Below are 13,883 nucleotides of genomic sequence, written 5' to 3'. Positions count from 1 at the left end.
AAGGATCTTATTGAAAAATCCTTTGGCAACCTTAAGGAACGGCTTTCCATGCGACGAATGTCCGTCGCATCAGAAGAAAACTTTGAAGGCAAACTGTTTATTCAGTTTATAGCACTTCAGATGGTGTCTTATATCAAAAAGAAGATGGATGAAAACGGTCTGTTTAGCAGGTACACAATCCAGTCATTACTTGATGAACTGGATACCATTGAGTATTATCAGCAGCCCGGAAAGGCACATCATCTATCTGAGATAACAGCAAAGCAATGTGAACTCTATGAGTTCATGGGGTTAAATGTCCCGACATGATCAAACCTTGGTATAAAATGACGGGAGTTTAGGTTTGACACAAATTTACATGTTGCAGTCACTTTGACACAGGAAGGATTCTTATGGAAAAATTATTATATGAATTACCCATAGAAAGATACGTCGAATTGTATACCTCACTTAAAACAGCTCAGGAATTTAAGACCTTTGAAGATTCTATAATTAAACAACCTTCACTCTCAACCTTTATATCCGATAAAAACATTCTTTGTTTAAACTGGTGTATAATCGATGCCGATGATTGGACTGGATTAGCAATCCATTACCAAATAAAACAAAACGATATAGTGGTAAATGAAGGAATATATTATGATGATTCAATTTATTCCTATGCCCTAAAAGGGTTACAACATTGGAGCGATATCATCCAGTTATCTATATAATTTTAATTGGTTCTATCAACAATCCGTTGAAATAATCATATATTTTGAAATTGTAATATTTATCTTTTTTAATACACGTACCTACCGATACAACATGATAATAACCATCACTTATCTTTGTTCTATAAGGTTTTGCAAAAGAAGTCAGAAGCCTTGTCTTGGTTTCATCAGCATATAGCCGTAGGTATGTGTATTCTTTTGTAGTATTTCCCACGCATATATATACATCCCCGTACGCTATAATCAAATGATCCTGAGGAGTATTTATCCCCCAATTCAAAAATGAATACTTCGGCGTAATAAGTCTTTTGGCATGTGTTTGAGATGAACTGGAACTTTTTGATATGGTAGGACGCTTAGCTTCCAACATGATATTTGAAGAATCGCGAACAACATCTTTTTTCTTCAATTGAAGCATTATAGTATTCAATTTAGCACCCAATCTATTAGTTTCTTTCAAATCTATAATATGTTTTTCTGTTTCAATGACAGTTTTTCTGTCAAAAGCGTATTCGCATACTTCGCCATCTACAATACCGTGTTCTTGACCGTGGTTTGTCCTCAAAAATATAGATTTTTTCCCTCGAACTCTTGATAATTGTGCTTTTCTACACATTGGACAATACATGTTCCCATCATATTTACGAAGATACTCCTCATTATCTATGCAATATAGTTCATAAAGGTAATGCTCTCTATCATCATTTATCAAGTAAAACTCGTTGTATTTAGCTTCTTGTCTCATTTTTCTCCTTTGCCACAATGGAAAACGAAAAATTATACTTTACCAAAAAAATTTTAAAAAACTACCAATTAAACTATAATAGAACAGCACCGTATCAGTTTGGCGACCATACGATGCTGTTTTTTATAATGCACAAGGGCATCTCATATATTTACAATCTATATTTATCATTCCCATACGCATCCGTCAATGGGCTTATTTTTGATGTTCTTGTGTAAATATTTATTTGAAAGGAACATCAAATGTCAGGCTACAAGCACTTAACACACGAACAGCGGGTCTTGGTTGAAGATCGACTGAATCACAAAACTTCTATCAGAAAAATCGCATTAGAATTAGAAAAGGCACCTTCAACAGTCTTAAGAGAAATACGAAATCACTCATTATTTGTCCCCACAATAGAAAACGACTGTAAACACAAGCGTAATTGCAATCTAAAGAATGTCTGTGGCGATGCACTTTGTAGCAATAAGTGTTATACATGCCATTCAAAATGCACCAAACACTGTGATTGTTATGAAAAAGCCCTATGTCCCAAACTTGAAACTTCCCCATATGTATGTAACGGATGCAAAAAAATAAATGGCTTATGTACATATGACAAAACCGTTTATTATGCCATTGATGCTCAGAAGAAATACAAATCACTTCTTACATCTACTCGCTCTGGATTTGATATCAGCGAACAGGAACTTGAAAAAATAAATACACTCGCCTCTCCACTTATAATCAATGGTCTATCTCCGTACCACATAAAACAGACTTATGCAGACGAAATAACCATAAGCGAAGCTACATTGCGCCGTATGATAGACAAAAATGCACTTGACGCCAAAAATATCGATCTTCGAGATAAAGTTAAACGGAAGCCTCGTAAACATTCAGAAATATCCCCATTATCCACAGCTAAAGTAGGGCATTTCTATGGCGATTATCTTAAATATATCGAGGAAAATGATGTATGTGTAACCGAGATGGACTGCGTAGAAGGTAAAAAAGGTGAGAATGTAGCACTTTTAACACTAACGATTCCATCGCTTTCTTTGCAGCTTGCTTTTATCATGGAATATCAGAATTCATCATGTGTTGTAGAAGCATTAGATATGATAGAAACTGCTCTTGGTACAGAATTGTTTTCTCAAGTTTTTCCGCTTATACTAACCGACAACGGTTCCGAATTTTCTGATATTAAAGGCATGGAAACCTCATGTATAACCGGCTCTAAAAGGACTTCTATATTTTTTTGCGAACCAAATCGCTCTGACGAAAAAGGCTCTTGTGAAAACCACCATAAAATGATCCGTTATATAATTCCTAAGGGAGCCTCCCTTGAGCCATATGTACAGGCAGACATTTCATTGATGATGAATCACATCAATAGTTATAAAAGAAAAGCTTTGTTTGGAAAAAGCGCTTTTGATTTGGCAACAGCAGTATTACCAATGGACTTTTTTATTTTGCTTGGTCTAGAAATAATCCCTCCAAACGAAATCATTCTAAGACCTTCATTGCTAAAATAATCTAAAAAGTCAAAGTAACTGCAACGCAAAAAGATAGTGTTGCGGTTACTTTGACAAACTGATTATATCTTTAAATTCTACAAGAAGCCCTGAGTAACCTACTTGCCACCTTCAAAAAGTAAGCGCAACACAAGCGTTGCACTTACCCTGCAAATCTTCCAAAAAAATCTTTCCGCTTTTTTCAAGTGAAGATATTTACTCGTCATCGCTGTCATCCTCATCGTTCGAATCATCATCTGAATCATCGCCCGAATCCTCGTCATGGTTTTCTTCTTCATTGTTCTCTTCCGCAGGAGCTTCCTGATTCTGTTCAGGCTGTGGCTGCGATTGCTGTTCCTCTGGCTGTGGTTCTTCCGGAGGTTTCTCCTTGACAACCCACTTGTAAAAGAATGCATGATTACCTACCATGGTGTACTCAGCTATTCCATAATGATCGGCCCAGTACCTTGTCATAAAGAAAAGATAATCACCTGTACGGGCGCCACCCAAAACTGCCTGTGCTGCTTTTAAGCACATAGTATTGGGACCTCTACCCATAATAAGTTCAACTTTACCCGAGCGATATGATGCAAACTGCATATTCTGAGTAATAACACCGACAACATCATTGGGAAAAGCCGAACTCTTTACCCTGTTCATTATAACAGAGCCGACACCAAGCTTTCCTTCATAGGACTCTCCGTCTGCTTCCGCCTGTATGGTAGCTGCCAGCCACAAAAGCTCGGAATCCGAAGCAGCATAAGCACCACCTGTATTCTCCTTAGGCCTGTTGGCAAGTCTTTTTGCATACTCTGCCTGTGCGGAAGCAACTTTAGCTGCAAGCTCTTTCTGAAGCTGATCAAGTCTTGCAAGCTCTTTATCATAGTCCGCAAGCTTTCCGTTTTCGTCATTAAGCGTTTTGTTTGTCGACCGTAACTGTCCGTTGACGGTTGCCGTCAAAGATTCCAGTGTGTCCTGTTTATTATCCAGCTCATTCTGTATAGACTGAAGTCTTTCTTCTTCATGCTTAACCTGATCGGTCTTAGCTTCTATTTCTCTCTGCAAAGCCTTGTATTCGTTGATTTTCTTGTTATCATAGGCAACAACCGCATTTAGGTATTCAAACTTTGTCAAAAAATCACGAAAAGAGCCGGAGCCCAAGAGAGTCTGCAATACCCCCTTATCTCCGCCTTTTTCATAAGTTGCCTTTATACGAAGCTTAAGATTCTTATAGCGCTCTTCTTCCTGCGCTCTGGCCTCAGAAAGCTCATTAGACAACCTGATTATATTTTGCGAAACCTCATCCATCTCAGCTTCGTTGTTTGATATTTCCTCACTTATGACATTTAACTTGTTGGAATATTCATTGATCTGATTCTGAAAACCTTGTTTTTGATTCTTAAGATTTTCAACATTCGACTTTGTTTTCTCTTTTTCACCCTGAAGATTTTCTATAGCTTTTCTGGCTTCATCAGTCTGCCTCTGCAGATCGGAGATTTCTCTCTCTGACTCTGCAATCTTATCATCATATTCATCGGCATAACCGGACACAGGAAAGCTACCCCACAAGAATATAAATACAAGTGTCCCCAAAAAAAACTCTTTTTTCATATTTCTTCCGCTCAACTGACTTTTTATCCCGTTTAATTACAACTTATTCAAAATCGTCTTCTTCGGCCTCATCATAAAACTCATCTTCATCTATTTCATCAATTCCATTCCACTCTCCCGGGAATGTTATATCATTTCTTTTCCTGATAAAATCCATAAATTTGAGCATCATGAGAGATTCGGAATGAGGCATTTCGGAACATTCCGTCAATTTCTGCTGTATAGCCTTTATACAAGCATCAACCTCATATTCATATCCGGTCTTTTGCCTGTGACGCTTATGATAAGCGACCTCATTATGATTCTCATCATATACCGAAATCCCCTCGATATTATTGATATTGTCTACGATAATATAGCCTTTACTTCCATAGATGACACCGCTTCTGTCGCTCATAGAAAGTGCGGAAGCATTAAGAACAGCCATTCTCCCATCCTTGTACTTCAAGGTAATGCTGTCATTCATGTCCATTCCTTCATCATTGTAGGTGCAAACGGAAATAATATCATCGACATCATTACCAAAAACCATAGAAGCAAAATTAAGCGTATAAACGCCAAGATCAAGGAGAGCTCCGCCTCCAAGCTCGGGCTTTGTTATTCTGTCTTTTGAAGCAACATTGTATCCAAGGCTTGCCGTAAGCATACTGGGTTCGCCGATAACACCGCTGTCAAGAATTTCCTGAAGTTTCTTGCGCATAGGATGAAATCTTGTCCACATGGCTTCAGAAATGAAAATTCCTTTTTCTTCGGCGTAATTAAATACCAGTTCCGCCTGTTTTTCATTAAGCATGAATGCTTTTTCACATAATACATTTTTTCCGGCTAAAAGAGCCATTTTTACGTTATTAAAATGTTCTGAATGAGGCGTTGCAATATAGACAAGTTCTACCTTGGGATCTTTCAACAATTCCTTATATGAGCCGTATGCTTTCTTAATCCCCAACTTTGAAGCAAAGCTGTCGGCGCTTTCTTTTGTCCTTGAAGCAACGGCATAGCAAGTCACGCTTCTCATTGATTTGAGCGTCATTGCCATGAGCTCAGCCATCCTGCCGGTGCCCAAAATTCCCACCTTAAATCGTCCAAACATTGTCAACAACCTCCGTATTACTGGTCGATAAACTCACTCTTAATATATCCTGTCTGTCCCTCATATTCAACCTTTGACCAGCCGGAAGGATAATTCTCAAGCACCTTGATCGTTGCACCCTTATCCATACTGGTCAGAATAGCGGAATCTGTTCCCTGTCCGCTACGGAGTCTGACTGAATCTCCATTAACTGTCTTAGTCTCACCTTTTCCGTCTGATTTATTGTCAGCGTCTTTCTTATCCTCAGTATCAGATGAACTATCTTCCGAAGCGGTATCCTCAGGTTCTGACGAAGCCTCATTTGAAGCATCTTCCGCCGACTCATCATCCGTATCCTCTCCGGTATCAACACGTTCAAAGTACTCATTCTTTACATACGCTTCTACGCTTTCCCCGTCTTCCTTCTCCAAAAGGATCTTACTCCATCCGTTGGGAAGCTTCTCAACCTCCTGATATTCTTTACCTATCTCTGTCTTTGCGAGAACTTCAGCGTCTGTACTGTCACTTTGTCTGATATTTACAACGTCAATGGCCCTGATCGTATGTATCTGCTGTGCATCGGTATTCTGCCAACCTTCGTTGTTCTTATTCGCAGCATCGGCAGCATCTGCCTTCGCCTTGTCTTCCAATCCTTCTTGTACTTTCGCCTTTATTGCAGTGCTGTTTGTATCAAGAATCTGCGAAAGCTTTTCATCCGCATTTAACATTTCACCGTATTCAGATGCAACCTTATTATTAAGGTCGATCACATCGGCCTGCTCATTAAGTGCTTTAACATACTCGATGACCGTCTGATCATCCGTATCACCGCATATATATAACTCTCCGTTTTCCGTATCGGTACAGATATACAGTGTTTCCAACCCCGGCAGAGCTTCATCATAATCGGCAAGTTTTACCATCTGATAAATAAATGCAATATAGCTGTTTGGAACAGGCCCCGGCTTGGTATATACCCTGATCGAATCATATCTTTCAATGATTCCGTTTAAAGCCATAGCCTTAATTCCCTGCGAATTGTCAAATCCTCTGTAGATTCTGTTAACTTCATCCGCATTGCCTTCAATGATCGCTGTATAGTACCTGCTTATAAGATTGATTATCCCTGGATCCGTACACTCTTCAAGAACATTTTCTTCAACCTGATCAGAGCCTTCCAACGATGCTTTTCCGGCTTTAACCGCCGAATTGGACACCATAAGATTGGCTTTGTACGAAACAGCCACAGTCACAAAAGCTGCAACAAAAAATATTATCGGCATAAAAATATTTTTATTATCAGAAAAAAAAGATCCTTCTCTATGCCTTACATTTTTCACTTCCGGAGATTGATTTTTCTTTTTTCGTTTCATAATCTACCCCTGCTCGCCGGTAATTTACCAATTACGCGTCGATAAACTCGCTCTTAATATATCCTGTCTGTCCATCATATTCAACTTTTGACCATCCGTTGGAATATTCCTCGATAACCTTAACAGTTGAGCCTTTATCCATAGTAGCCAGGATAGCAGAATCTGTTCCCTGTCCCTTACGAAGTCTGACAGAGTCACCTTTTATCTTCTTGCTTTCTACTTTGCTTGTCGCATTACCGTCCGTTGAATTTGAAGAAGCACCGGAAGCCGTATCTGCCTGAGTTTCTCCCGCTTCGGTTCCGTTATCGACTCTTTCAAAGAATTCCGTCTTTACAAAAGCTTCTTCGCCATTATATTCAATCTTACTCCAGCCGTTTGCCTGAGCTTCGATCTCAGTCAATTCATCGCCTTCTTCAACCTTACCGATTTCCTCAGCATCAGTACTGTCACCTTTTCTGACTTTTACATTATCTTTTGCCTTGATGGTGTGAGTGGTAGGCACTTCAGCATCTAAAGAAGCTCCATCCGATGCCATTTCTCCGGAATTATCCACAGATGCTTCTCCCGATGACTGATCAACCATTGCTTCAGCCACTTTAGCCTGAATATCTTTTCTCATGTTTGTAAGCTGTGCAGCGAGATTCTCATCAGCATTGATCATCTCGTTATACTCTGATGCAACCTTGTTGTTAAGGTCAATTACATCAGCCTGAACACTAAGTGACTTGATATAATTAATGATGGTCTCATCCTCAGAGTCACCGTTTATAAACAACTCACCGTTCTCATCGGTACATACATAAAGCGTTTCAAGTCCGGGAAGAGCTTTTTCATAATCATATAACTTAACCATGTTATATACATAAGCAATATAACTGTCCTGAATCGGACCGGGTTTGGTATATACCTTTATCGAATCATATTTTTCGATAAATTTGGATATTGCCTCTGCTTTAAGTCCCTGCGTATTATCAAGCCCTCTGTAGATATTGTTGACTTCTTCCTTGTTTCCGTCCGCCATAGCCTGGTAATATCTGTTAACAAGATCGACTATATTCTGATCCTTGCATTCTTCCATTGTGATCTCTTGAATCTCATTAACTTCTCCGACTGATGAATTGTCACCGGCCAATGCTGCTTCGGAAGCAGTTCTGTTTGCCTTAAATACAATTACTACAGTTATAAGGACCGCAATAAAAAAAATAACCGGCATGAGAAACTTTTTATTGTCGGCAAAAATCGCCAAAATACCGGTTCTATCATTTCTCCAGCCTGTAACTTGACTACGCTTTCTTTGTTTCATGCTTTACCCCTGCTAATTTCTTAATAGAGAATGCAGTACACTCTCAAAGCAAATACACCCGACAGGAATCGAACCTGCATTAAAGGCGTCGGAGGCCTCCGTTCTATCCATTAGACTACGGGTGCATACCCATCAATAATAACATATGGGCATTGCAATGTCCAACAGGAGCGAACTTTCAGGTTTAATGATTCCGGTCGATGTGTATATTTTTTAAATCTTTAATTACCTCCGTATTACTGCTCAATAAATTCCGTCTTAATGTATCCCGTCTGTCCCTGATACTCAACCTTTGACCAACCGTTATCACTATTTTCAATAACATTTACGGTTGCTCCCTTGTCAAGGCAAGCAAGAACAGCAGAATCAGTTCCTTGTCCTTTACGAAGATTTACTGCATCATTTTTTATCTTCTTGTTTCCTGTTTTTCCGTCTGCACTGTCTGCCGCGTTGTCAGACTCCGTTGCATCGGATGTATCATTCTGTCCGTTATCGGCCTGATCGTCGATACGGTCAAAGAATTCTGTCTTTACAAAAGCCTCTCCGCCGTTGTACTCAATCTTACTCCATCCGTTAGGCTGAGCTTCGATCTCTACAAGTTCCTGTCCGGCTTCAGTCTTACCAAGTTCTTCAGTATCTGTACTGTCACCTTTTCTGATCTTTACGACTTCCTTTGCTTTTATAGTATGAGTAGTAGGTGCCTCAGGTTCCTGTGATGTTTCCTCAGAAGCTGCTTCTCCCGCATCATCCGCAGATGCGTCTCCGTTTGCCTGATTAACCATAGCCTCGCCCATAGCTGCCTGAAGGTCCTTTCTCATAGCTGTAAGCTGTGCCGCAAGATTCTCATCCGCATTGATCATCTCGTTATACTCAGACGCAACCTTATTGTTAAGATCGATAACGTCAGACTGTACACTGAGAGACTTGATATAATCAATGATCATCTTATCTTCCGAATAAGCATCAAAATATAACTCTCCGTTTTCATCCGTGCAGATATAAAGTGTTTCAAGACCGGGCAGAGCTTTATCATAATCCACCAGCTTAACCATATTGTACACATATGCAATGTAACTGTTTGGAACCGGTCCCGGCTTGGTATATACGGTAATGGACTCGTACTTTTCAATAAACTGGGAAATTGCCTCCGCCTTAAGTCCCTGTGTATCATCAAGTCCCTTGTAGATACTGTTTACCACATCCTTATTTCCTTCAGCCTGTGCCTGATAATAACTATTAACAAGATCTATTATCTTCTGATCCTTGCACTCTTCCATTTTGATATCTTCGATTTCTTTTACTTCTCCCATGGAAGCCTTATTGACGATCAGTGCCGACTCAGATGCCATACTGTTTGCCTTATGTGCTACAGCTACAGTTATAAGAACTGCCACAAAAAAGATACCCGGCATGAGAAACTTCTTGTTATCGGCAAACACTGCCAATACCCCCTGTCTGTCGTTTCTCCAGCCTGCTACTTGATTTCTTTTTTTACGTTTCATGATCTACCCCTACCCTCTACGCGTTAACGTGCATTTTAATTCTGTTTTGTTTCAAAACAATTAATCTAATTACTATATATATTTTAACATTTTATGAAGATAAAATAAAGTATAATATATATTCAGTATTTATGCACGTTTCAGCGCACACTTATTCACAAACCGCGAGAATTCCTGCAGTTTTTTCATAGTAATAAATTTTATCGCTCAAAAAATCTTCTTTGCTAAGCACACCTGCGTTAACTTGGCGCACTATCGCTTCAAGCATTTCTGCTTCATTTTCCTCACCCTGTTCCGGCAAAACCAAGACTTCATGCACGGAAGCAGGAAGCACATATAGATTTTTCCCGTATTTATCGGATATTTTCTCAAGTACCCCCGGATATAATACTGCCCCCGCTCCATAATTCTGTTCTTTGTTAGAAACAATAATGATATTTTGTAAAACTTCAAAATCGTTAATATAATCTTCACCTAGAAAATCAGGCATGGTTTTAATCTTTACCTCTGCTGTTTTTGTGGAATTTTCCATAAGATTTTTCCACAATCTGTCGTATGTTATCCCCCAGAGATCCAGGTGTGAATTTCTTATTGTAATATGCCCCACTCCTATCTCAGAGTTTCTTACCATGCATATAGGCACCATTGCAAGGTCTTCAAATCTGCGGTAAGGAATATCCTCCAGATATTCCTTATTATCTTTAAGACCAATTAATTTAAATGACATTTTCTCCTCAACACTGTCAAAATTTCTAAAAAAACTTAAATCGATATTGCTGTTATTTACTATAATTTTTCTCATTAATATATCTCTCCCATTACAAAAAAAGACAATAGTTTACGCATATGAATGCGATAATCTATTGTCTTACATTTGTTTCTTTATAAATTTAATATGACTGTTATATGTGTCAGTCAGGTATTGTGTTCAGATTATACTCTTGAAAGATACTCGCCGGTTCTTGTATCAATCTTAATTACGTCTCCCTCGTTTACAAAGAGAGGAACTGCTACTGTAGCACCGGTCTCAACTGTTGCAGGCTTTGTAGCACCTGTTGCAGTGTCGCCCTTAAATCCGGGCTCAGTCTCTGAAATAGTAAGCTCTACGAACATAGGAGGCTCAACTGCAAATACGTTTCCGTTATAAGAGTTGACCTTGCAGATCTCGTTCTCTTTAACAAACTTAAGAGAATCTCCGATCTGATCTGCTGTGAGTCCGATCTGCTCATAAGTCTCGGAATCCATGAAGTTGTAAATATCTCCATCCTGATAAAGATACTGCATATCCTTCTTATCAATACGAGCTGCAGGGAATTTCTCAGTGGGACGGAATGTTGTCTCCTTAACACCGCCATTGATGATATCCTTGAGCTTAGTTCTTACGAAAGCAGCGCCTTTACCGGGCTTAACGTGCTGAAATTCAATAATCTGACATACATTGCCATCGATTTCGATGGTCATACCATTTCTGAAATCACTTGCAGAAATCATATATTAATCCTCCTAAAACTTTACATCAAACAACTAGTTTATATTAAACTATAGGATTTGATTTTTCAACTATTTTTTTGGAAAACGTTGATAAAGACGTTTTTCCGCCCGAACTTTCTTCAGATATTTGCGTCTTCACCGCTGCCGGACATATCAAATATCGAGCTTCTAATCATATTTGTATAAAACGGATTCATGCTGTTTGCAGCATTCTCCGCATGCGGCTGATGTTCGGTCGTCTTGAATACATCGGCATTAAATCTGCTGTGTGAAGCGATATTGTCAGCGATCATACTGCCAAGATCAAATTTCGGGAACGGAACTGATGTATCGATGCGCTTTGCTTTATCCGGTTCAGACTTTGCCGAAACATTTTTTGCGGGTGAAATATCTGCCTTATCATATATATAAGGATTTGTTGCCGAAATCCCCATATTTCCCAGGACGGACTCAAAAGCATCCTCACCTGAAATACCGGCTGTATTCTTCTGCGTCTCATCAAGCATAGCCTTGTTTAAATATTTTTCAAAAAGGCCGCTCAGATTGGAATCAAAAGCCGTCTCGCTTTTTTTCTGCGCAAGAAGCTTATTGGTATCGGATATAGAGTTTAAATACTTATTTACCGATCCTGTAATTGCAGACAGATCAAATTCCATCTCATTTCCCCTCAAAATATTTTAGTGAACGATAACCGCCGTACCTACGTCTATCATATCATACAATTCGTAAGCCGTCTCGGTAGGAAGATTGACACATCCGTGAGATCCGTCGGACTTATAGATATTTCCGCCAAATTTGCTTCTCCATCCGGCGTCATGCAGTCCGACATTCCCCGTAAATTTCATCCATCTGTCAACCCATACGTTCCATGTAGGTCCGACAAGATATTTTCCCGGAATCTTGGTTCTTAAAACAAAACTGCCCTTCGGAGTTGAATTACCCGTGTTTGGATTACCTGTAACACAAGATGATGATAAAACGACCTCTCCGTCTTTGTAATATGTCATCGTCTGGTTTGCGATATCAACATCAACATATGTATCAATTGAACAAGAAGCCACGCCTGTTGCCTCTTCTGCAGCATTCTTAAATCTTCCCTCATTCATTCCGAAATTGAGGTAATGACAGTAAAGATCTATCGGTTTGCTTCCAATAACCGCACGAACATCGGGATATGCATTGGCATAATATTCTGCATCAAAATCATCTGTATCACTCGCGTGTGAAGGCACTGTACATATTATGTTCAAAAATAATACCGCGAAAACAAGTGCACTCATTCTTATAATTGTTTTCATACTATAACTCCTTTAAAGAAATATTTATTCACATACGTAATATCTCCTTAACAATTTAACACATTATAAGCATAAGTCAATCATTCGTGGTTATATTTTATAAATTATTTTTTTAGAAATCATTATCTAAAGCGTTCGTTTAGCCTTATATAATATATTTATTTAAGCTTGATTTCTTTAATAAAATCAATCGCTTCAAGATAACCGTCAAGGCCGTGTCCATATATCTGCTTATCGCAGGCAGGTGCTGTCACGGACACTTTTCTAAACTCTTCTCTGGAACTGATATCCGAAATGTGCACTTCCACTTTTGTGATATTCTCAAGACTCTTTAGAGCATCGTGAATGGCATAGCTGTAGTGTGTATATGCGCCCGGATTTATTACTATTCCGTCGGTTCCGTCAAAATACGCTTCCTGGAGCCTGTCTATTATCGCTCCCTCGTGATTTGACTGAAAAAGTATGACTTCGTCTTTTTCCGAATCCGCTTTTTCTTTTATCATATTGCAGAGATAATCATAGTCCTGATTACCGTAGATTGCTTTTTCTCTGATTCCCAGAAAATTTAAGTTTGGTCCGTTTACCACAAGTATTTTCATTGTTCTGTTCTCCCCTGTCATTTTCTTAATATTATATCCAAGTAACCCTGAGATTCCTATACTCGGCTGTAAGCTCGCTGCTTTGCTTAAATCCGATGCTTCCGCCCGTCAGAATATCTCCGCAGCTTATGCCGTCATCCCAAAAATCCAGAATAACGGTCTCATTCTCAAGAAAAGTCACTCTGCTTCCCTGCTTGATGATGCACATCCTGTACCACGGAAGGCTTTCAGACGCATCGGGAATGGGATCGGGCCCTTCCGCCACGATAAATTGGCCTTTATCCTTTATAAGTCTGCACATGTGAAAAGCTCTGTCTTTTTCATTTTTCCTTCTGAAATATGAGATATAAAATGCGCTCTCATCCTTAATTGCAAAAATAAATGTGGCTTCGCCCGGCTCTGTCAGCGGTCTAAACTCCCATTCAATCCTTATATCTGCAGGAAAAGAAACAGGACACCACAAAACTGCCGGCATATCTTTCGCTCTTCTGCCAGAAAGCCTCATGGCATTGTTGCTAAAAGAAATCTCGGCGACGTGCTCAAACACAAAATCTTTAATATTTTCTTGTACTCCAAGCGGATTTTCATAGATTAATTTAGACATATTTTTCCCCGTAACTCATTGCATAATTATAGCATACTTTAGGGCTTTAAGGTAAAAATATGTTAAAAAAGAGTTC

Annotated in this window: 14 protein-coding genes, 1 tRNA gene and 1 pseudogene; 3 read left to right on the top strand and 13 right to left on the bottom strand. The window is 39.2% G+C overall.

Translation table 11 applies throughout. From position 1 onward, the window contains the following. A pseudogene (locus tag BLP87_RS13165) lies at nt 1-309 on the top strand (IS1634 family transposase); the annotation flags it as partial. 83 nt (nt 310-392) lie between these two features. After that, complete coding sequence (locus BLP87_RS13160; protein WP_074463076.1) at nt 393-713, top strand: hypothetical protein; 321 nt, start codon at nt 393-395, stop codon at nt 711-713. On the opposite strand, the gene BLP87_RS13155 is transcribed toward BLP87_RS13160, so the two are convergent. Further along, the gene (locus BLP87_RS13155) at nt 706-1,458 is read right to left on the bottom strand and encodes a hypothetical protein (RefSeq protein WP_074463075.1); all 753 of its coding nucleotides are present in this window, start codon (nt 1,456-1,458) and stop codon (nt 706-708) included. The two genes, BLP87_RS13160 and BLP87_RS13155, sit on opposite strands and share 8 nt — an antisense overlap. Before the next feature lie 242 nt (nt 1,459-1,700). On the opposite strand from BLP87_RS13155, the gene BLP87_RS13150 reads away from it, so the two are divergent. Then, a complete protein-coding gene (locus tag BLP87_RS13150; protein WP_074463074.1) occupies nt 1,701-2,978 on the top strand; it encodes an IS30 family transposase in 1,278 nt (425 codons plus the stop codon). 195 nt (nt 2,979-3,173) lie between these two features. Here the strand turns inward: BLP87_RS13150 and BLP87_RS13145 are convergent, their stop codons facing one another. From BLP87_RS13145 to BLP87_RS13090, 12 genes are all read right to left on the bottom strand, one after another. Continuing rightward, nucleotides 3,174-4,568 (bottom strand): cell wall hydrolase, encoded by a 1,395-nt coding sequence (locus BLP87_RS13145; protein ID WP_074463073.1) that lies wholly within the window; start codon nt 4,566-4,568, stop codon nt 3,174-3,176. A 43-nt stretch (nt 4,569-4,611) separates the two neighbouring features. Next, complete coding sequence (locus tag BLP87_RS13140) at nt 4,612-5,658, bottom strand: Gfo/Idh/MocA family protein (RefSeq protein ID WP_074463072.1); 1,047 nt, start codon at nt 5,656-5,658, stop codon at nt 4,612-4,614. A 17-nt stretch (nt 5,659-5,675) separates the two neighbouring features. Next, nucleotides 5,676-7,010, bottom strand: coding sequence for an SH3 domain-containing protein (locus BLP87_RS13135; protein ID WP_074463071.1), 1,335 nt, complete (start codon nt 7,008-7,010; stop codon nt 5,676-5,678). Between the two features lie 31 nt (nt 7,011-7,041). After that, the gene (locus BLP87_RS13130) at nt 7,042-8,313 is read right to left on the bottom strand and encodes an SH3 domain-containing protein (protein ID WP_074463070.1); all 1,272 of its coding nucleotides are present in this window, start codon (nt 8,311-8,313) and stop codon (nt 7,042-7,044) included. 53 nt (nt 8,314-8,366) lie between these two features. Next, nucleotides 8,367-8,438 (bottom strand) — tRNA-Arg (locus BLP87_RS13125). A gap of 111 nt (nt 8,439-8,549) precedes the next feature. Continuing rightward, nucleotides 8,550-9,815 carry an SH3 domain-containing protein gene (locus BLP87_RS13120; protein ID WP_074463069.1) on the bottom strand — a complete coding sequence of 422 codons (1,266 nt, stop codon included), beginning with the start codon at nt 9,813-9,815 and terminating at the stop codon, nt 8,550-8,552. A gap of 151 nt (nt 9,816-9,966) precedes the next feature. Further along, a complete protein-coding gene (locus BLP87_RS13115) occupies nt 9,967-10,617 on the bottom strand; it encodes a DUF5688 family protein (protein ID WP_074463068.1) in 651 nt (216 codons plus the stop codon). A gap of 131 nt (nt 10,618-10,748) precedes the next feature. Continuing rightward, nucleotides 10,749-11,306 (bottom strand): elongation factor P, encoded by a 558-nt coding sequence (gene efp, locus BLP87_RS13110; protein ID WP_026655502.1) that lies wholly within the window; start codon nt 11,304-11,306, stop codon nt 10,749-10,751. Nucleotides 11,307-11,425: 119 nt separating this feature from the next. Beyond that, nucleotides 11,426-11,962 (bottom strand): hypothetical protein, encoded by a 537-nt coding sequence (locus BLP87_RS13105; RefSeq protein WP_074463067.1) that lies wholly within the window; start codon nt 11,960-11,962, stop codon nt 11,426-11,428. 21 nt (nt 11,963-11,983) lie between these two features. Further along, nucleotides 11,984-12,604, bottom strand: a complete 621-nt coding sequence (locus tag BLP87_RS13100) for a L,D-transpeptidase (RefSeq protein WP_074463066.1) — start codon at nt 12,602-12,604, stop codon at nt 11,984-11,986. Nucleotides 12,605-12,762: 158 nt separating this feature from the next. Then, entirely contained in the window at nt 12,763-13,203 is a 441-nt protein-coding gene (locus tag BLP87_RS13095; RefSeq protein WP_074463065.1) for a type II 3-dehydroquinate dehydratase, read from the bottom strand. Nucleotides 13,204-13,234: 31 nt separating this feature from the next. Further along, entirely contained in the window at nt 13,235-13,807 is a 573-nt protein-coding gene (locus BLP87_RS13090; RefSeq protein WP_074463064.1) for a DUF1961 family protein, read from the bottom strand. Nucleotides 13,808-13,883: the final 76 nt, after the last annotated feature.

The organism is Butyrivibrio hungatei (genome assembly GCF_900101605.1).
Taxonomy (GTDB): Bacteria; Bacillota; Clostridia; order Lachnospirales; family Lachnospiraceae; genus Butyrivibrio; species Butyrivibrio hungatei_B.
This window is presented reverse-complemented; position numbering and strand designations above follow the sequence as displayed.